At 70.7% G+C, this 18,289-nt stretch carries 19 protein-coding genes and 1 pseudogene; 10 read left to right on the top strand and 10 right to left on the bottom strand.

Features of this window, described 5'->3' with window-relative positions:
* Positions 1-28 precede the first annotated feature (28 nt).
* Positions 29-799, top strand: a complete 771-nt coding sequence (locus tag FED44_RS12245; RefSeq protein ID WP_138460715.1) for an alpha/beta fold hydrolase — start codon at positions 29-31, stop codon at positions 797-799.
* Here the strand turns inward: FED44_RS12245 and FED44_RS12240 are convergent.
* Complete coding sequence (locus tag FED44_RS12240; protein ID WP_111699631.1) at positions 792-1,175, bottom strand: TIGR03618 family F420-dependent PPOX class oxidoreductase; 384 nt, start codon at positions 1,173-1,175, stop codon at positions 792-794. The genes FED44_RS12245 and FED44_RS12240 overlap by 8 nt on opposite strands.
* Before the next feature lie 225 nt (positions 1,176-1,400).
* A complete protein-coding gene (locus FED44_RS12235; RefSeq protein ID WP_111699630.1) occupies positions 1,401-1,814 on the bottom strand; it encodes a MarR family winged helix-turn-helix transcriptional regulator in 414 nt (137 codons plus the stop codon).
* A gap of 166 nt (positions 1,815-1,980) precedes the next feature.
* Between FED44_RS12235 and FED44_RS12230 the strand changes: the two genes are divergently transcribed.
* Positions 1,981-2,907 (top strand): quinone oxidoreductase family protein, encoded by a 927-nt coding sequence (locus FED44_RS12230; protein WP_138460714.1) that lies wholly within the window; start codon positions 1,981-1,983, stop codon positions 2,905-2,907.
* Between the two features lie 51 nt (positions 2,908-2,958).
* On the opposite strand, the gene FED44_RS12225 is transcribed toward FED44_RS12230, so the two are convergent.
* Positions 2,959-3,912, bottom strand: coding sequence for a helix-turn-helix transcriptional regulator (locus FED44_RS12225; RefSeq protein WP_138460713.1), 954 nt, complete (start codon positions 3,910-3,912; stop codon positions 2,959-2,961).
* A gap of 102 nt (positions 3,913-4,014) precedes the next feature.
* On the opposite strand from FED44_RS12225, the gene FED44_RS12220 reads away from it, so the two are divergent.
* Positions 4,015-4,437 carry a VOC family protein gene (locus FED44_RS12220; RefSeq protein ID WP_138460712.1) on the top strand — a complete coding sequence of 141 codons (423 nt, stop codon included), beginning with the start codon at positions 4,015-4,017 and terminating at the stop codon, positions 4,435-4,437.
* Positions 4,438-4,669: 232 nt separating this feature from the next.
* Here FED44_RS12220 and rox read toward each other — a convergent pair whose 3' ends face one another.
* Both rox and FED44_RS12205 read right to left on the bottom strand, forming a co-directional pair.
* Positions 4,670-6,094: a rifampin monooxygenase gene (gene rox / locus FED44_RS12210; protein WP_208758977.1), complete on the bottom strand. Its 1,425-nt coding sequence runs from the start codon at positions 6,092-6,094 to the stop codon at positions 4,670-4,672.
* A 315-nt stretch (positions 6,095-6,409) separates the two neighbouring features.
* Positions 6,410-7,018 (bottom strand): TetR/AcrR family transcriptional regulator, encoded by a 609-nt coding sequence (locus FED44_RS12205; protein WP_138460710.1) that lies wholly within the window; start codon positions 7,016-7,018, stop codon positions 6,410-6,412.
* Positions 7,019-7,194: 176 nt separating this feature from the next.
* Here FED44_RS12205 and FED44_RS12200 point away from each other — a divergent pair, with 176 nt between their 5' ends.
* Positions 7,195-7,755: a hypothetical protein gene (locus FED44_RS12200; RefSeq protein ID WP_138460709.1), complete on the top strand. Its 561-nt coding sequence runs from the start codon at positions 7,195-7,197 to the stop codon at positions 7,753-7,755.
* Between the two features lie 39 nt (positions 7,756-7,794).
* Here FED44_RS12200 and FED44_RS12195 read toward each other — a convergent pair whose 3' ends face one another.
* The 3 genes and pseudogenes from FED44_RS12195 to FED44_RS12185 all read right to left on the bottom strand — a co-directional run bounded on the left by FED44_RS12195 (position 7,795) and on the right by FED44_RS12185 (position 9,625).
* Entirely contained in the window at positions 7,795-8,334 is a 540-nt protein-coding gene (locus FED44_RS12195) for a DUF1062 domain-containing protein (protein WP_244301860.1), read from the bottom strand.
* Positions 8,335-8,593: 259 nt separating this feature from the next.
* Positions 8,594-8,958, bottom strand: a pseudogene (locus FED44_RS12190) (VOC family protein); the annotation flags it as partial.
* Between the two features lie 130 nt (positions 8,959-9,088).
* Positions 9,089-9,625 (bottom strand): TetR/AcrR family transcriptional regulator, encoded by a 537-nt coding sequence (locus tag FED44_RS12185; protein WP_111699622.1) that lies wholly within the window; start codon positions 9,623-9,625, stop codon positions 9,089-9,091.
* A gap of 86 nt (positions 9,626-9,711) precedes the next feature.
* Between FED44_RS12185 and FED44_RS12180 the strand changes: the two genes are divergently transcribed.
* Positions 9,712-10,857 (top strand): FAD-dependent monooxygenase, encoded by a 1,146-nt coding sequence (locus FED44_RS12180; RefSeq protein ID WP_111699621.1) that lies wholly within the window; start codon positions 9,712-9,714, stop codon positions 10,855-10,857.
* Positions 10,858-11,231: 374 nt separating this feature from the next.
* On the opposite strand, the gene FED44_RS12175 is transcribed toward FED44_RS12180, so the two are convergent.
* Positions 11,232-11,480: a hypothetical protein gene (locus FED44_RS12175; protein WP_208758941.1), complete on the bottom strand. Its 249-nt coding sequence runs from the start codon at positions 11,478-11,480 to the stop codon at positions 11,232-11,234.
* 203 nt (positions 11,481-11,683) lie between these two features.
* Here FED44_RS12175 and FED44_RS12170 point away from each other — a divergent pair, with 203 nt between their 5' ends.
* The 4 genes from FED44_RS12170 (at position 11,684) to FED44_RS12155 (ending at position 15,593) form a co-directional block, all read left to right on the top strand.
* The gene (locus FED44_RS12170; RefSeq protein ID WP_208758940.1) at positions 11,684-12,613 is read left to right on the top strand and encodes an alpha/beta hydrolase; all 930 of its coding nucleotides are present in this window, start codon (positions 11,684-11,686) and stop codon (positions 12,611-12,613) included.
* 33 nt (positions 12,614-12,646) lie between these two features.
* A complete protein-coding gene (locus tag FED44_RS12165) occupies positions 12,647-13,102 on the top strand; it encodes a GbsR/MarR family transcriptional regulator (protein ID WP_138460706.1) in 456 nt (151 codons plus the stop codon).
* Positions 13,103-13,111: 9 nt separating this feature from the next.
* Complete coding sequence (locus FED44_RS12160) at positions 13,112-13,966, top strand: class I SAM-dependent methyltransferase (protein WP_138460705.1); 855 nt, start codon at positions 13,112-13,114, stop codon at positions 13,964-13,966.
* A gap of 427 nt (positions 13,967-14,393) precedes the next feature.
* Positions 14,394-15,593 carry a coiled-coil domain-containing protein gene (locus tag FED44_RS12155; RefSeq protein ID WP_138460704.1) on the top strand — a complete coding sequence of 400 codons (1,200 nt, stop codon included), beginning with the start codon at positions 14,394-14,396 and terminating at the stop codon, positions 15,591-15,593.
* A 10-nt stretch (positions 15,594-15,603) separates the two neighbouring features.
* Here the strand turns inward: FED44_RS12155 and FED44_RS12150 are convergent, their stop codons facing one another.
* Positions 15,604-17,283, bottom strand: coding sequence for an ABC-F family ATP-binding cassette domain-containing protein (locus FED44_RS12150; protein ID WP_138460703.1), 1,680 nt, complete (start codon positions 17,281-17,283; stop codon positions 15,604-15,606).
* 114 nt (positions 17,284-17,397) lie between these two features.
* Here FED44_RS12150 and FED44_RS12145 point away from each other — a divergent pair, with 114 nt between their 5' ends.
* Positions 17,398-18,174 carry a TetR/AcrR family transcriptional regulator gene (locus FED44_RS12145; RefSeq protein ID WP_244301859.1) on the top strand — a complete coding sequence of 259 codons (777 nt, stop codon included), beginning with the start codon at positions 17,398-17,400 and terminating at the stop codon, positions 18,172-18,174.
* Positions 18,175-18,289 lie beyond the last annotated feature (115 nt).

The following is an 18,289-nucleotide window of genomic DNA, read 5'->3' as shown; positions in this document are numbered from 1 at the left end:
ACCTCACGGCTCATTAGCGTCCTTTTTCATGAGTACGCCACACACGAAAACCTTCGTTCTCGTCCACGGCGCCTGGCACAGCGGGCGCGTCTGGGACCGGGTCGTCCCCTTGCTGACGCGGGCCGGGCATCGGGTGTTCGCCCCCTCGCTCACCGGCCACGGCGAGAAGGAGCACCTGCTCGGTCCCGGCGTCGGCCTCGACACCCATGTCGCCGACATCGTCGCCGTCCTCGTCGAGGAAGAACTCACCGGCGTGATACTGGTCGGGCACAGCTACGCCGGGATGGTCATATCCGCCGTGGCCGACCAGGTCCCGGACCGGATCGCGGGGCTGGTCTACCTCGACGCGATGGTCCCGGCCGACGGCGAGACCGTGCTCGACGTCATGCCCCTGACCCAGCACCTGATCGACGCGGCCGCCGCCTCCGACGCGCCCTGGCGCATCCCGCCCATGCCGGAGGGGCCGGCGCCCATGGGCCTGTTCGGGGTGACCGATCCGGCGGACACGGCGTGGCTGCGCACAATGCTCGGCGACGAGTCGGTCCGCTGCTTCCAGCAGCCCGTCCGGCTGCGCAACCCGGCCATGGACGCGATTCCCCGGACGCACATCCACTGCGTCAGCGACGCGCCGAAGGGCGTCACCCGCCGTCCCGTGCCCCCCGTACAGCCCAACGGCACTCCGTCGCGGGTGTGGGAGTTGCGAAGCGGCCATGACTGCATGGTCACCGTGCCGGGCGAGCTCGCCGAGTTGTTGCTGAACACGACCCTGGTCGTCGGTCGCGATCGATCGTTCAGCTGACGCCGACGGTCTGCCGTTCGGGTTCGACGACGGCGACGACGCGCTCTTCCGTCCGGGAGTAGGGCCGGCCGATGTACTTCGCCGAGATCTGGTCGATGATCTCCCAGGCCGCGTCGCCTTCGAGCCATCGGACGACCCGGCCGCGGACGATGACGGGCTCGAACGGGTTGTCGGCGGGCGTCAGGGAGAGCGCCACCCGGGGGTCTCGGCGCAGGTTGCGGGCCTTGCGCGAGTGCGGGCCGGTCAGGAAGACGATGTGGTCGCCGTGGGTGCCGGCCCAGAGGGGGACGCTGTGGGGCGAGCCGTCCGGCAGGACGGTGGCGAGGTGGGCCAGCGAGGTGCCGTCGAAGGCGCGGCGTACGTCGGGGTTGAGCATCTTCTACTCCCTGCGGGGTTGTCGGTGCGTGATACGGCATGGCCGGCGGCTTTCGCGCGTCCTCGATGCCGGTGCTGATCGGTTCCTTGAAGAGACTCCATGACCGTAACACGTGGAGTTCCTTTAGGGAACCCAAAAGCGCGCACACTGCGGCCAGTTGATGCACGACGGCGATGTCGACCCACTGCCGGGCCTGGGCGCCGCCCGACCGAGGCGGTGTGTTCGCTACGGGCGGGTCGAGACGATTTCGAGCAGGTTGACGAGCTGATCGAGCTGGTCCGGGTCCAGGCGGCCGGTCCTGGGCGCCAGGGCGCGCCGGACTTCGTCGTGCACTCGCTCGACCAGTTCGAGCCCGGCCGGGGTCATGTAGACATCGACGACCCGGCCGTCATCGGGGTTCTTGCCGCGCATCAGCAGCCCCCTGCGCTGGGCTCGGTCGATGAGGCCGGACATCGTGGACTTGTCCAGGCCGAGGTAGGCGGCCAGTTCGGTGACGCGGGCGCGACGATCGCGGAGGATGCCGAGCACCCGCAGCTGGGTGAGCGACAGGTCGTTCTCGCCGCCGACGCGGGTCAGCACGCCTGCCACCTCGAAGGTGGTCCGGACGAGGGCGTCCAGGGCATCGTCGGCGGCGGTCATGCCGTCATGGTAGCTCCGGCATGGTTGGCAATCCCAACCAGCCGGAGCCGGCCCGCGCGGACGGCGAGCGGCTCCACCTGGTTCACGCCATCCCGTTGACATGGTTTGTATTGCCAACCATTATGGCCATTGGTTGGTAATACAAACGACTTTCAGGGAGACCACCATGCACGCCGCCGTCATCCAGGCCGCCGACGCCCCGCCGGTCTACCGCGACCACCCCGACCCGGCCGAGCGCCACGGCGACGAGATGGTCGTCGAGGTCCTCGCCGCCGGCCTGCACCATCTGACCAGGGCGAAGGCGAACGGTTCGCACTACTCCAGCAAGGGCGTGCACCCGCTCGTCCCCGGCGTCGACGGCGTGGTACGCGACACGGAGGGCAACCTGCGCTACGTGGTCCTGGACGACACGGCTCTGGGGACGTTCGCCGACCGCACCCTCATCGACCCCCGTCGCAGCGTGATCCTGCCCGACGGCATCGACCCCGTACGGATCGCCGCCGCGATGAATCCGGCCATGTCGTCCTGGATCGCGCTGCGGCGGCGCGTCGAGTTCCACGCCGGTCAGCGCGTCCTCGTCCTCGGCGCCACCGGCAACGCCGGACGGATGGCGGTCCAGATCGCCAAGCTGTTCGGCGCCGCCCAGGTCGTCGCCGCCGGCCGCGACACCACCCGTCTGAGGGCGCTGACCGCGCTCGGCGCCGACGAGACGATCACCTACGACCAGATCGGCCGCGCGGCCGACGTCGACGTGGTCATCGACTACGTGTGGGGCGAACCCGCCGCCGGCGCGATGATTCCGATGCTCACCGCCCGCGCCGACCGCACCGCCCCGCTGGCCTGGATCCAGATCGGGTCCGTCGCCGGCCAGACCGCGCCGATCCCCTCCGTGGCGCTGCGCTCCGCCCGCCTGCAGGTCGTCGGCAGCGGCATCGGCTCGGTCCCCGCCCGGGACATCCTCGCCGAACTGCCGGAGCTGGCCTCGGCCGTGGCCGCGGGCGCGATCGACGTACGGGCCCGCGCCGTGCCCCTCGCCCAGGTCGCGCAGGCGTGGACCGCCGAGACCGACGACCGCATCGTTCTCGTCCCGTAGCCGCCACGCCCGAGATCGCTCTCCGGCCGGTCCTGTCCGGCCCGGTACGGCCTATGCGGAGGCGTTGGCGTAGCGGCGGGCCAGGTGGGCGAAGGCGTCCTTGAGCTCGGCCGGGCCGACGACCTCGATGTCGGCGTCGAACCTGCCGACGGCGGCGGCCAGCCCGGTCCACGACCACGAGCCCAGGACGAGCCGGCAGCGGTCCAGGCCGAGCTCCTCGACGACCCCGTCGCGGACATAGGGGGACACCTCGGCCGCGGCCACGCCGAGGATCACCTCGCCGCGGCAGGGCCAGTCGCCGGAGCCGTCGGAGCCTCGGAACCTGGCGGACAGGAAGGCGGCCACCGTTCCTCCGGGCAGCTCACGCGGTGTGAAGCGGGGCCCGGCCGGGATGCGCAGGGTGATCCGGTCGGCGCGGAAGGTGCGCCACTCCTCCCGGTCGAGGTCCCAGGCGACGAGGTACCAGCGCCCGCCCCACGTCACGAGGTGGTGGGGCTCCGCCCGCCGCGGCGCAGGCCCCGGCGCGTAGTCGAAGCGCAGCACCTCACGACTGTGGACGGCGGCGCTGATGGCCATGATCACCTCGGTGCCGACCTGTGGGGCCGGGCTCGCCGCGGCGCGCCCGACCGCGGTGACCTGGAGTGCGTCGATCCGGTGGCGCAGCCGTGCGGGCATGACCTGCCGTACGGTGTTCAGCGCCCGGGCCGAGGCCTCCTCGATGCCGGCGCCGCTGGTGACGGCGGTCTGGAGCGCGATGGCCAGGGCGACGGCCTGCTCGTCGTCGAACAGCAGCGGGGGCAGCTCCGTGCCGGCGTCCAGCCGGTACCCGCCGTCGGGTCCCTTGAAGGTCGTGATGGGGTAGCCGAGCTCGCGCAGCCGGTCGATGTCACGGCGCACGGTACGCGGGCTGACCTCCAGCCGCTCGGCCAGCAGCGCTCCCGGCCAGTCCCGGCGCGTCTGGAGCAGTGAGAGCAACGCCAGCAGTCGCGCTGAGGTCTTCGGCATGGATTCAGTGTGCCGTAGGTAGTGGCCACATCCTGACCGCTACCCCTGCGACGGTTACCCCACATCAGGCGCTGCACAGCGTCGAGAACCGATAGGAGCGGCATGTCTGTCAAGTCCGTCACTCATCTGAACTTCCGGGGCGACGCCCGCGCGGCGCTGGAGTTCTACCAGTCCGTCTTCGGCGGTCATCTCGCCGTCGTCACCTACAAGGACGCCGGGAACGTGCAGGACCCGGCCGAGGCGGACCAGGTGATGTGGGGCCAGGTGGTCGCCGGCAACGGCTTCCACGTGATGGCCTACGACGTGCCCTCGCGGCAGCCGTGGGACCGGGGCGAGAACTCGTTCTTCCTCTCCCTCCGCGGCGAGACCACCGAGGAGATCACCGCGTACTGGGAGAAGCTCTCCGACGGGGCCGTCATCGCGCAGCCCCTGGAACCCGCGCAGTGGGCTCCGCTCTACGGCATGCTGACCGACCGTTTCGGTGTCGTCTGGGTCGTGGACGTCGCGAGCGAATACACCGGCTGAGCAGCGGGGCGCGACCCGGTGACGTGCTAGGCACCCGCGCACTCGACCGCGCCGGCCTGCCGGGCCCACCACGACCTCATGCTGCGCCGGTTCGGAAACACCGCCGCGAGCTCGCCGGGGTGAACCTCGACGAGTTCGCGGCGGCGGACCGGGCGGTCATGGCCGACGGCGAGCCGCGCTCGATGAGCGAGCTCGCGAGGGCGCCGGCCGCACCGGCCCGCACCAGGCACGATCAGCCGGTGGGCTTGCCGAACCAACGGGAGAGGTGGTCGTCCAGGTCCCGCTGGTCGTCGCCGATCCAGGCGACGTGGCCGTCGGGGCGTAGCAGGACACAGGGAACATCCAGTGCCGCGGTGGGATCCGCGAGGTGGTCGACCCGGTCCGACCAGCCGCCGGCGGTCAGGCGTTCGGTGCGGTCCAGCAGCAGGCCGCGGCCGCGATGCAGCAGACCGTAGAGGTGGCCCTGTTTCACGTCGATGTCGCGCAGGCGGCGGCCGAGCAGGTCGGGGCCTTCGCCGAAGTCGTAGCGGATGCCGACAGCGGTGATCTTCTCGATCAGGTGGCGGTTCACCTCGTCGAAGTCCATCAGTTCGGTGAGCAGCCTGCGCACGGCCTGTGCGCCCGGTTCGGTGGACAGCAGTTCCATCTGGGCGCGGGTGTTGTCCAGCACCTCTTGGGCGACCGGATGACGTTCGGCCTGGTAGGTGTCCAGCAGTGTGTCCGGCGCCCAGCCGCGGATCTGTGCGGCCAGTTTCCAGCCGAGGTTGAACGCGTCCTGAACGCCCAGGTTGAGGCCCTGTCCGCCGATGGGCGGGTGGATGTGTGCCGCGTCCCCGGCCAGCAGCACCCGCCCGACCCGGTAGCGCTCGGCCAGCCGCGTGGCATCCCCGAAGCGGGACATCCAGCGCGGGGAGTGCACCCCGAAATCGGTTCCGGCGACGGCGCGCAACTGCTGCTGGAACTCCTCCAGGGTGGGCGGCTTCGCCCGGTCGCCGACTTCCGCGGCCGCGACGACGATGCTGTAGACCCCTTCGCCGAAGGGCCGGAGCCAGAATCGCTGCTGGGTCTCGCGGAGTTCGGCCGCCTTGGCGGCGATCTCCTCCCGCGACGCGCCCACGAGCATCTCGCCCATCAGCGTGTCGTTGCGTGAGGGCTCGCCGGGGAAGCCGACGCCGAGCAGTTTCCGCACCGTGCTGCGCGCGCCGTCACAGCCGATGAGGTAGCGCGAACGCAGCTGTCGCCCGTCGGTCAGCTCGACGGTCACACCCTCGTCGTCCTGCTCGAAACCGGTGACCGCGCAACCGCGCCGGACCTGCGCACCCAGCTCGATCGCGTGTTCTTCGAGCAGTTGTACGATGACCGGCTGCGGGATGCCCAGCAGATAGGCGTACGCGGAGTCCAGGCCCTGGGGCACGGGTTTGGGGATGGCCGCGAAGAAACCGGCCGCCGGACGCTGTCTTCCATGCGGGAGAACGCGCTCGAGCAGTCCGCGCATGGCCATCAGTTCGAGGCTGCGAATATGCAGACCGACTATGCGGATGAACGACGCGGGCTCGGTCTCCTTCTCCAGGACGAGAACTCGTACGTTGTGCAGCCGCAGTTCGGCGGCCAGCATCGCACCGGTCGGACCGCACCCGGCGATGATCACATCGAACATGAACGGCGCGCGGTCGCGCTCGGCCACATCGTCCGACGACGGCTCGGAGGCGAACGGAAAGTCCATAGGTGTTGCCTTTCGGGAGTGCCTTGTTGGCGAGGCGCTCCCGGCGACACCTACGTCGATCGCCCGGCCGTGACGGGAAGGGGGAGCACCCACGTCGATACAGCGTTCATGGGTCTCACCTCCTCGGGCGGTGTCACGGTCGACCGCAAGCTACAAGCCCGAGCATCATCCCGTCCAATCCTTTTCCGAGCCGGAACGGCTGTGCGGAGCATCCGTGATCAGGGGCCTGACCGCGTCAGGCCCGCGGCTTCAGGCTCCCGCCGGTCCGCTGTAGTCGGTGACGGCGTAAACCTCCAGGAGCCTCTCGACTCCGCGGAGGAAGGTTTCGCTGATCAGTACGGGGTCGAACAGACAGCCGGCGGCCATGGCGCCGTCGCGCATCATCACGAAGTGGCGGGCGGCGGGCTCGGCGCCGGTCTCCTGGATCTTGGCCAGCAGTTCCGTGACGGTCTCCAGGAACCATTGGCGGTGGGCGAGCACGGCCCTGTGGACCGGGGACTCGGGGTCGGGATACTCGGCGGCGGCGTTGAGGAAGGCGCATCCCCGGAAGCCGGGGGACTGGATGCCCTGGACGATGGACTCGCTGAGGGCCCGGATGGTGCCGGCGGCCGGTAGTCCGGCGGCTACGGCCTCGTCCGCCTGGCCCCGGATGGCTCGGTCGACCTCGTTCAGATAGGCGAGGACGAGGTCTTCCTTGCCGGGGAAGTGCCGGTAGAGGGTGGCCCGCGTCACCTGCGCTTCGGCCACGATGCGATCGATGCCGACGGCGTGGATGCCCTCCGCGTAGAAGAGCCGGGTGGCCGTGCTGAGCAGCCGGGACCGCGCTTCGGACGGCCGGCCTTCGGATTGGCGGGACATATCGCCATCCTAGTGGGTAGAACGTTCGGTCTTGACAGCCTGCGTCGCCGATTGCCATGCTGGGCCGCGATAGAACGTTCGGTCTACCAGGCGGGGCACTCGCCGGTCGCCCCTGATCGGAAAGGCCGGACGCGTCGAACCGCTCTCCTCGTCGCTCATCCGCTGGAAGGATCACCATGAGCACCATCGCCGCTTCGCCGGGTATCTCCGGGACCGCGTCCGCACTGCGGCGGCTGTACTTCGTCCGGTTCGCGTTCGCCGTCGTCTGGGCCCTCGCGATGTTCACGACCGCCTCGAACCTGGGTCCGCTCGCGGTCACCCTGCTCGTGCTCTACCCGCTGTTCGACGTGGCCGCCGCCGTCGTCGACGCCCGTGCGTCGCGCAGCACCGGATCACCTGCCCTGCTGTACGTGAACATCGCCGTCAGCCTGGTCACCGCCATCGGCGTGGCCATCGCCTGCGCGTCCGGTATCCCGGCGGTGCTGCGCGTATGGGGCGCATGGGCGGTCGTGGCCGGGCTGGTCCAGCTGCTCGTGGGTGTCACTCGCCGCAGGATGAACGGCCAGTGGCCGATGATCATCAGTGGCGGCATCTCCGTACTCGCCGGTGCGTCCTTCATCGTCGGTGCCTCCTCGGCCGGCCCGACGCTGATCAACGCGGCCGGCTACGCCATCCCCGGCGGCGTCTTCTTCCTCATCTCGGCCCTCCGTCTCGGCCGCGCCGCGAAGGGAGACTGAAGCCGTGGCGGGCCGGGTGGCCCGCCACGGCGACATTCCCTAGTCTCCGGCCATCACGACGAACGCGAATCCGCTGCTCGTCGTACGGCGCAGCGGAGTGTCGCACTTGATCCGGCGCAGCACCTCGTTTCTGCTGAGGCCGAGCCCCTGCGCGATGAGCCGGTCCGGGCGCACCGGCACCGGGTCCTCGAAGACGACCTCCACCTGGACCGGCCACGCCTCCTCGAGCCATGCCGCCGGGGTGTCCAGCCGCCAGGCCCCCGTCCAGTCCAGGGTGAAGCGGTTGCGCCGGGCGAGCAGCGGATCCAACAGCCTGGACGCCACCAGTTCCGGATCGTTGACGCGGTAGCCGTGGAGTTCGGCCGGATCGAGGGATCTCACCGGCACCCGCTCGTGCACGGTGAGCTTGCTCGTCCGATCGCAGGACACGCAGCGGACCAGCAGCCACACGTCCAGCAGCTTGCCGTTGGCGTTGACGCGGAACCTGCCCTCGCCGGTGGTGGCCGACTCCGACGGGCAGCCCACGCACCGCACCGACAGCAGAGGCAGCCTGGTCCGGCGGACGACCCAGGGCAGCACGATATGAGGTTGTGAAGACATGATCTCTCTAGACCTGACACGAGGCCGATTACGCGCGGCCTCAGACGCCGTGCGACCGGGCGCGCGAGGGCAGCCCGGCGAGACCGACGGGAGCGTCGGCTACGGGTGAGCGGAAGAAGGTGTCAGGTCTGAAGAGCAGGCGGGGTCACGCGGTTCTGTCCTCTGTCCTCACTGCTACGGGCCGCAGGCAACCTACGGGAACACGGAAGGACGGCTCAACCGGTTTTCCGCCTCAGCCCGGGGCGAGGACGCAGAACTCGTTGCCCTCCGGGTCGGCCAGAACCGTCCACGGGACGTCTCCCTGGCCCACATCCGCGGGCGTCGCGCCGAGATCCTGCAGGCGCGCGACCAACTCCGCCTGATGGGCCACAGAGGTGGTGGCGAGATCCAGGTGCACCCGGTACCGCACGGTCTCGGGATCCGGGACGGTGACGACGTCGACGCAGACGGCGGTCGGGTCCGGCCAGGCGAAGCCCACCGGTTCGACGTTGGTCACGCCGGGCCCCTCGCTGGAGACCCCCAGCCGAGCGCCTCCGCCCAGAACCGGCCGAGGGCCGAGTCGTCCCGAGCCTTGAAGTTCACCTGAACAAGTCGCAGAGCCATGCCGCCCAACCCCACGCGCGGGCGGATCGGCGGGAACAACCGGCAAGTCGGCCAGGGTTCGGGTTCGTGAGCGTCGTCCGGGCACCGGCCGGCGGCTCCGGGCGGAGAGGAGCGCGAAGACCCCGCGGTGTCACTCGGTGAGATAGCGCTGGACCGTGGGACTCAGCCAGGCGATGAGCTCTTCCTCCGTTGCCGCCACCATCGGGGGAAATTTCAGGATGTAGCGGGACAGGGCCAGGCCCAGTAGTTGCGAGGCGACCAGGGAAGCCCGCAGGGGAGCGCGCTCCGGATCGCCGGTCAGGCCGATCACGAGCGGCATGACCTGGCCGCCGAAGATCGTCCGCATGCGCTCGGCGGCGGCCTCGTTCGTCACGCCGGTGCGGAGCAGGACCTGCAGCCCTTCGTCGGCCTCCCACTTACGCAGGAAGTGCCGGACCAGGCCGGCGCCGGCCTGGTCCGGTGCCAGCTCGGGCAGTTCCAGGTCGAATTCGGCCGCGGCGGCGAACAGCTTCTCCTTGGTGCCGAAGTAGCGCATCACCATGGCCGGGTCGATCCGCGCGTCGGCGGCGATGGCCCTGATGGTGGCCTTGTCGTAGCCGTCGGCGGCGAAGCGTTCGCGGGCCGCGGCCAGGATCACGGCCTTGGTCTCGGCGGAGGATCTCCTCATGTCAACAATTGTAGGCCAACGGCCGTTGACATTCCACTCGCGGCGGGCTTACGTTCATGCCAACAACCGTTGACCAAGGAGGCGCGATGAACGCCGAAGTGCTCGTCGTCGGAGCCGGACCCGCCGGGCTCACCGCCGCGATCGTCCTGGCCCAGCACGGCCGGCAGGTCATGATCGTGGACGCGCTGGGGGAGGGCGCCAACACCTCCCGCGCCGCCGTCGTGCATCCCCGCACCCTGGAAGTCCTGGAGCCGTACGGCGTGGCGGACCGGCTGGCCGCGCACGGCGTCCACACTCCGGTCTTCGCCATCCGGGACCGCGACAAGATGCTGGTGCCGGTGCCCTTCGGCGGCCTGCCCACCGCCTACCCCTACGCCTTGATGATCTCCCAGGCCGACACCGAGGCCCACCTGCTGGCCCGCCTGCACGAACTCGGCGGCAAGGTGATCAGGCCCGCCCGGGTGAGCACCGTCGAGCAGGACGCCGACGGCGTCACCGCCACCCTGGACGACGGGCGGCGGATCCGCGCCGCCTACCTGATCGGCGCCGACGGCCTGAACAGCACGGTCCGCCAGAGCGCCGGGATCGGCTTCACCGGCGGCACCTACGCCGAGTCGTTCGTCCTGGCCGACGTCCGCCTGTCGGGCGGCGTGCCGCAGAACGAGGTCATCCTGTACTTCTCGCCCGCCGGACTGGTCGTCGTCGCCCCGCTGCCCGGCGGCCTGCACCGCATCGTCGCCACCGTGGACGAGGCCCCCAAGGAACCCGGCATCCCCTTCGTGCAGCACCTGCTCGACACCCGTGGCCCCGAGGCCGAGCCCGCGCGGGTGCGGGAGCTGATCTGGAGCTCGCGCTTCCGCGTCCACCACCGCGTCGCCGACACCTACCGGCGGGGCCGCCTGCTCCTGGCCGGCGATGCCGCCCACGTGCACTCGCCCGCCGGCGGCCAGGGCATGAACCTGGGCGTCGACGACGCCGTACACCTGGGCGAGACGCTGGCACGGGTGCTCAAGGGCGAACCGGACAGCCTGCTCGACTCCTATGCCGCCACCCGCCGCCCGCAGGCCGAGCAGGTGATCGCCCTCGCCGGGCGGCTCACCAGGCTGGCCACCGCCGCCGACGGCCGCCGCGTGTTACGCAACCTCGTCCTCGCCCTGGCCGGCCGCGTCCCCGCCGTCCGTACCCGGCTGGCCTGGCAGTTGTCCGGTCTGAACAGACGGGAAGCCGCGTGAACCCCCGCCCTGCCTCCGTGTGACAGAGGAGCGGACCACGACGCGGCCTTCACCTCGCACCGATGATCGCCGGATCCGGGCAGGGGCGGAGCCGCCAGAAGATAACGATGGGCGCGGCCGCGTAGGGGAGTGCCCGGACAGGATCGCCGTGACCAAGCACGACGACCGCAAGGCCCGCATCCGCGCGCGCACGGCCGCCACCCGGTGAGCCGTACAACGTGGCCGCCCGCGCGCTGCGCAGCGAGGCCGACCCGTCGATCCCGCCCCGCCAGCCGGTCGTAGCCCGCGTGATCGAGGCTGGCCAGGTGCTGGTGGCGGGACTTGGCCTGCAGTTCGGGGGCGGTGCGGCCGGTGCCGGCAAGGTAGGTCAGCGCCTAGTGGCGCAACTGATGCAGCGTCCAGCCGTCGCCGTGCGGGTCGAGCTCGGCGGAGGCGGTCTTGAACAGGTACTCGGCGCGCGGGTAGGACAGGCGGCCGCGTCCGGTGACGGGGCAGACGTCGGCGGCCGCAGGCGCGTGGCGGCCGGAGGCAGGAGCGCGCCGGTCGGCCAGGAACACCGGCCCGATGGTGCGGCTGGAGAGCAGGCGGGGCAGCAAGCGGGCGGTGGCGGTGGCCCAGTGCACGTACTCGATCGCGAGCCCTTGGAGACCACGCGGGCGCGGCGGAACTCGGGGTCGAGGTCTTCGACGTTGAGGGACAAGATCTCTTCGGCGGGAACGGCTCCTGTGGCGGCTCCTCTACGAAACGGCGGCCCGGACCCCGGATTGACATGGCTAGATATTTCAGTCATGTTTGAAATAGCTAGCCAACAAGTATGGAGCAAGCCATGGAACACGTGACCTTCAACAGCCTCGGCACCCGCTGTGCGGGCGATCTCTACCTGCCCGAGACGAGCGACCCGGTCCCCGGGCTGGTGCTCGGGCACAGCGGGGTGATGGTCAAAGAGGCGCTGGCGTTCTTCGCGCCGTACTTCGTCAAGGCCGGCTTCGCGGTGCTGGCCATCGACTACCGCACGGTCGGCTCCAGCGCAGGCGAGCCGCGCGGCCTGGACTACCCGGAGCGGCAGGTGGAGGACTTCCGCAGCGCCGTGTCCTACCTGCAGACCCGTCCCGAAGTGCAGCCGGAGCGGATCGGGGTGTGGGGGGTGAGCATCGGCGGCTCGGTGGCGGCTCAGGCCGCCGTGCTCGATCGGCGCATCAAGTGCGTCGTCGTGCAGAGCCCCAGCGTGTGGAACGGATGGCGGTACATGGAACGCCTCCTGGGCCGTGCCGGTGTCCACACGCTGCGCGACCAACTGCAGCAGGACTGGCAGCGGCGCTACGAAGGCGGGCAGAGCGCTCGCGTGCCGCACCTGACGCTGGAGGGCGACAGCGTGAAGGACACCCCGGACATGTCGACCCGCCTGTTTCCCACCTACCGCAACGAGAAGACCCTCGACTCAGCCGAGCACCTGCTCACCTTCGCACCGGAGAACCTCATCCACCGGCTCGCGCCGACGCCACTGCTGATGATCGCCAACGGCGGCTGGGACCCGTACCACATGCTCGAGGAGGCGCAACGTGCCTTCGCCAAGGCGGGCGAGCCCAAGCGGCTCGCGGTGCTGCCCTACGACGTGCTCGGCCTCTACACCGGCCCAGGCCTGGAGGAGGCGACGGCACTCGCGATCGACTGGTTCGACCTCTACCTGCGCAGGACCCGGCTCGCGGACATCACCCCGACACCCACCTACAGGTCGGTGGCCGCGATGACACAGTGAACCGGCACACGATCAACAACGGAGGATGCGACGATGAGCACTGAGGACCAGCAGGACCGGCTGCTCCGCTGGGTGGAACGGGTGGCGGCCTTCTGCGTCGAGGAGTGGGGGCTGCCGCCCATCACCGGACGCATCCTCGGCTGGCTCATGATCTGCGACCCGGCCGAGCAGTCCGCCGGTCAGATCGCGGAGGTCATCCAGGCCAGCCGGGCCTCGCTCACCTCGAACATGCGGTTTCTCACGGCCATCGGACTGGTCAAGAAGGTGAGAAGGCCCGGGGATCGCGTCTCCTACTACCGCATCGAAGACGACGCGTGGCAGAAGGTCATCCAGCGCAAGCTCGAAAGCCTGAGCGCGTTCGGCGAGATCGCCGACGAAGGGCTCGACATCGCGGGCGGTGACGGGCACCGCACCGAGCGCATCAAGGCCGCCCACGACTCCCTGACGTGGCTGCAGAACCTCGCGGCCCGCCATCCGCTACGCCGTTAAGGAATCCCCATGCATCGCCGGCAACCCAAACTCGGGCTGATCCAGGAAACGCTGCTGCTCACTCTCCACGCCAGAGCCCTGGACGCCGGGCAACCCAGCCCGATCCTCGGCGATACGCTCTCCGCCGACCTGGCCGGCACCATCGATTACGACTTCGGCAAGCTGAAGGTAAAGCCCAACCTCGTCCTCACCACGGCACTGCGCGCCAAGAAGCTCGACGGCGTCGTCCGCGCCTACATCGCTGCTCATCCCGGATGCGTGGTGCTCGACCTGGGCTGCGGCCTGGACACCAGGATGTTCCGCTGTGATCCCCCGCCCGGCGTCGACTGGTACGACATCGACTTCCTGGAAGTGGTGCACCTGCGGGCCGAATGTCTGCCCGGCCGCTCCCACCTGGTCGGAGCCGACCTCACCAGCTCCGACTGGCTCACAGCCATCCCCGGCGACCGGCCTGCGATGATCGTCGCCGAGGGGCTGCTCCCCTTCATGCCCGGCGACTCCTTCCAGGCGATGACCCGCGCGCTGGCCGGCCATTTCCCTTCGGGCGAGCTCGCGCTCAACGGCTACACCCGCTTCGCCGCCTGGGCCATGAAGTACCACCCGACCATCAAGGCACTCGGCATCAAAGCCGCCCAGGGCTTCGACGACCCACACGAACCAGAGTCCTGGGACGCCGGCCTCGAACTGATCGAGGAGCAGATCCTCACCCGCGCACCGGAAACAGCCCGGTTCCCGCAGCCCCTACGCGCGCTGACCCGTCTCACCGCCCGCAGCACGACCTTGTCGCGGCAAGGGGCCCGCATTCTCCGCTACCGGTTCCAGTCGACCGCGTCGTCGCCGAACAGCCAGTCAATGTGCACGTAGCGGGTGTTCTCATCCGGCCGATACCCGTCCCGGCAGAGCACCGTCTGGATTCCTGTCGAATGACGAGCGGGGCTGAAGCAGTCGATTGCGCTCAGGTCAGTAGCGGCCCGCACTCACTTCCGCTCCGAGGACCTTACGACGCGAGCTGTGACGCCGGGTGTACGGCGATCGTGCGCAGTCTCCTGGTAGCGGGCGAGGGCGACATAAAGTCACGCTCGCCGCTGGGGCGGGCCGCGACGATCTCCTCCGGGCTGGCGACGGGCCGCACTCACTGGAGGCGGCGCCGGATCCGCCAGGAGGGCCGCCGGAAAGATAGCTTGCGAGAATTACCCATCTCCCAAGTTATCCGGGCGCGGACGCCACGCAACGGATCGAGGCTTTCTGTTTTCTGTTTCCAGAAATTCAGAAAATCGCTAGGCTACCCGTCGTGACGATCTCCGTGACCACCGCGTGCAAGCACTGCGGGGCGCCCATCGACCAGCCCGTACGGCGGGGCAGGCCGCGGGAGTACTGCCCGGACGGCGACTGCCAGGCGGCGGCCAAGCGGGAGCGGGAGCTGCGCCGCGCGACCCCGGGCCTGGAGGGCGCGCTGGCGCGGGTGGAGGACCTGTACGAGCGGATGGAGAAGGGCCTCGCCGCGGCGATCGACCCGCTGGCGCGGGTGCTGGAGCAGGAGCTGAGCCCGGCGGGGGTGGAGGCCAAGCTGAGCGCGGTCCAGGCGGAGGCGCACACCAGCGTCGCCATCGCCCGGGCCGAGCGGGAGCAGGCCCTGGAGCAGGTGCGGCTCGCCCGGGAGGCCGCCGAGGAGGCGCGGCGGGACGCGGAGGAGGCCCGCCGCCGGATGGACGAGGCCTACACGGAGCGGGACACCGCCTTCGCCGACGCGGAGACCGCCCGCGAGCAGGCCCTGGCCGCGCTGCGCGAGGCGGCCGCCACCGAACGGCGGATCAGGCAGGAGGCCGACCAGGCCGGCCGGCGGGCCGAGGCCGCCGAGGCCGCTCGCGAGCAGGCCGTACGCGAGCTCGCCGACCGGGTGGACAAGGCCACGGCCGAGGTGCGGCAGGTGCGGGAACGGGCGGCGCGGGCCGGTGCGGAACGCGACCAGGCGCAGGCCGAGGCGCGGGAGGCGCGGGCGGAGGCCGAGCTGGCCCGCCGCGCGCACCGGGAGTCGGAGCAGGCGAGCGCCGCCGCGCTGGCCCGGGCCCAGTCGGCCGAGGCCGAGCGTGACCGCGCGGTGGCGCGGGCGGAGGCCGAGCGCGACCGGGCCGTCGCCCAGGCCCAGGACGAACGCGACCGGGCGCTGTCACGGGCGCAGGCCGCCGAGTCGGCCCGCGAGGAGGTGGTCGCGGAGGCCGCCCGCCTGCGCGCCGAGGCGGCGCAGGCCGAGGCGCGTGCCAGGGCCGCGGGTGCGGAGGCGGAGCGCGCCGCGGGGGAGTCCCGGTCGGCGGCGGCCGAGCGGGATCGAATCCAGGCCGAGCTGTCGCTGGAGCTGTCACTGGAACGGGCGCGGCTGTCGGACCTGCGTTCGCAGCTCGACGTGGCCAGGTCCGAGGCCGCCCAGCTGCGTGAGCGGGCGGTCGCCGCGGAGCTGCGGGCCGCGGGGGAGGCCCCGCCGCCGGACCGGTGACGTACGGCGATCAGGTCCGGGCGCGCCGGATCGGCTCCTCGGCCGAAGCCGACGGACGGCCCGGGCGGGCACGCGTGACACGAGCTTCGTCCCAGACCGGCTCGCCGCTCTCGTAGACGGTTCCGTCGGCGCCGAAGACGAGGAAGCGGTCGAAGTCGGCGGCGAACCAGCGGTCATGGGTGACGGCCAGCACGGTGCCGGCGAAGGACCCAAGGCCCTGTTGCAGGGCCTCGGCGCTGGCCAGATCGAGGTTGTCGGTCGGCTCGTCGAGCAGCAGCAGCGTCGCTCCCGACAGTTCCAGCAGCAGGATCTGCAGCCGGGCCTGCTGACCGCCGGACAGGGTCTCGAACCGCTGATTGGCCGCCGGCGCGAGTTCGTAGCGGGCCAGCGCGGCCATGGCTTCGTTCAGCGTGAGGGCATGCCCGGCCGTGACCAGCCCGGCGGGGGTACGGCCGTGCAGGTCGGGCCTGGCGTGGGTCTGCACGAAGTGGCCGGGTACGACCCGGGCGCCCAGCTGTACGGAGCCGCTGTGGCGCACCGAGGGAACCCCGCCGTCGGCCGACTCGGCCAGCAATCGCAGGAAATGAGATTTGCCCGAACCGTTCGACCCGAGGACGCCCACGCGCTCGCCGTACCAGATCTCGACGTCGAACGGCCGCATCAGTCCGGTGAGTTCCAGGGATTCGCAGACGACGGCGCGTTTGCCGGTCCGGCCGCCGCGCAGCCGCATCCGCACGTTCTGCCGCCTGGGCGGGCGCTCGGGCGGGCCCGCCTCCTCGAACCGTGACAGCCGGGTACGGGCGGCCCGGTAGGCGGAGGAGAGGGCGTCGTTGTTGGCCGCCGTCTGCCGGAGGGTCTGCACCAGGCGCCTGAGTCTGGTGTGCTCCTCATCCCAGCGGCGGCGCCGTTCCTCCAGCCGGTCGATGCGGTTCCGGCGGCCCTCGGCGTAGGTGGCGAAGCCCGCGCCGTGGACCCAGACGCCGCGCGACTCCACGGTCACGATGCGGTCTGTCGCGTTGGCCAGCAACTGCCGGTCGTGGGAGACCAGCAGCACGGTCTTGGATGTGCCGCGCAGCTGGTCTTCCAGCCATACCTTGGCGGGCACGTCGAGGTAGTTGTCCGGCTCGTCCAGAAGCAGGACCTGATCGGGTCCGCGCAGCAGCGCCTCCAGGACGACGCGCTTCTGCTCGCCGCCCGACAGGGTGCCTACCGGGCGTTCCCGGACCTCGTCGTAGGGCAGACCCAGGGCCGCTGTCGCACAGGTGTCCCACACCACCTCCATGTCGTAGCCGCCCGCGTCGGCGTAGTCGCTGATCGCCTGTGCGTAGGCCAGTTGCGTCGTCTCGTCGCCGCGTTCCACCATCGCCGACTCCGCCCGTCGCACCGCCGCCGCGGTGACGCGGACCCGGTCGGGGGCCACTGATAGCAGCAGATCGTGCAGGGTCCGGTCGTCGCGGACGCTGCCGATGAACTGCCGCATCACCCCCAGCCCACCCGAGCAGGCCACCCGGCCGTCGTCCGGTCGCAGGTCTCCGGCGATCAGCCGCAGCAGAGTGGTCTTTCCCGCACCGTTCGGTCCCACCAGCCCGGCCCTGACGCCAGCGCCGATGCGGAACGACACCTCGTGAAGAAGCAGTCGCCCGTCCGGCAGGACGTAGGTGAGCCGGTCCACCTCGACATGTCCCGCCACCGTGTTCCTCCCTGCCGGGCGACTCCCTCTGGGACGACGTTCGAGTACCGGATCATTGATCCGGTCCTCGACCACGATACTAGACTGGCCCGCGCAAGGACGAGGAGGGACGTGTTGGGAACGAAGCACTCGGGTTCGCCAGGGGACGTGTGGCTGCGACCGCCTGCACGGGCGGCGCGCGAAGCTCCGCCGCTGAGCCGCGACCGGATCGTGGCCGAGGCCATAGCCCTCCTGGATGAGGAAGGCGCCGACCGGCTGACCATGCGACGGCTCGCCGAGCGCCTCGGGACCGGCTCCACGACGTTGTACTGGCACGTCAAGACCAAGAACGACGTCCTCGACCTCGCCCTCGACGCGATCTTCGCAGCGGTCGAGATCCCGCGCGCGGACGGCCAGGACTGGCGTGCCGGCATCACCGCGCTGATCAGCGGGTGGCGTGCCGTCCTGCTGGAACATCCCTGGTCGGCGGCGCTGCTCGGCCGTCCGATGCTCGGCCCCAACGTGCTCGCCCGCAGCGAGTTCCTGTACGCCACCCTCCTGGGCGCCGGGGTGACCGGGCCGCACCTGACCGCCGCCGCGTACGGCCTGTCCAACTACGTCATCGGTTCCGCACTCATGCAGGCGACCTGGACGGCCGGGGGAGAGCAGGCCACGCGAGCCGCCGCTCAGGATCGCTTCCGCGCCGACCGTGAGCGGTACCCCGTCCTCGCCACCCATGGCCCTCTCGCCGCGGACAGCGATTGGGACTCCAGCTTCGCCCTCGGCCTCACCTGGCTCCTTGACGGTATCCACGCCACCGTCGGTGCCTCCATGCCGGCGTGCGCCACCGACGAGGCATCTGTCAGCGCCGCACGCCACGCCCGTCGTGGCCGCGGGTCTTCCGGAGAGTAGTGAGGGAGCCGCCCACGGGGAGTATGTGCCGACCCGGTGGGCGCACACAGACGCGGTCCAGGTGGTTGGCGATCGGGCGGAAAGGGGTTTGTCCGCACCTTTCCACTCTCAACCT

The sequence above is a fragment of the Microbispora triticiradicis genome, assembly GCF_005864065.1.
GTDB lineage: Bacteria > Actinomycetota > Actinomycetes > Streptosporangiales > Streptosporangiaceae > Microbispora > Microbispora triticiradicis.
Note: the sequence above shows the minus strand (reverse complement) of the source record. Positions and strands in the feature narration are given on the sequence as shown.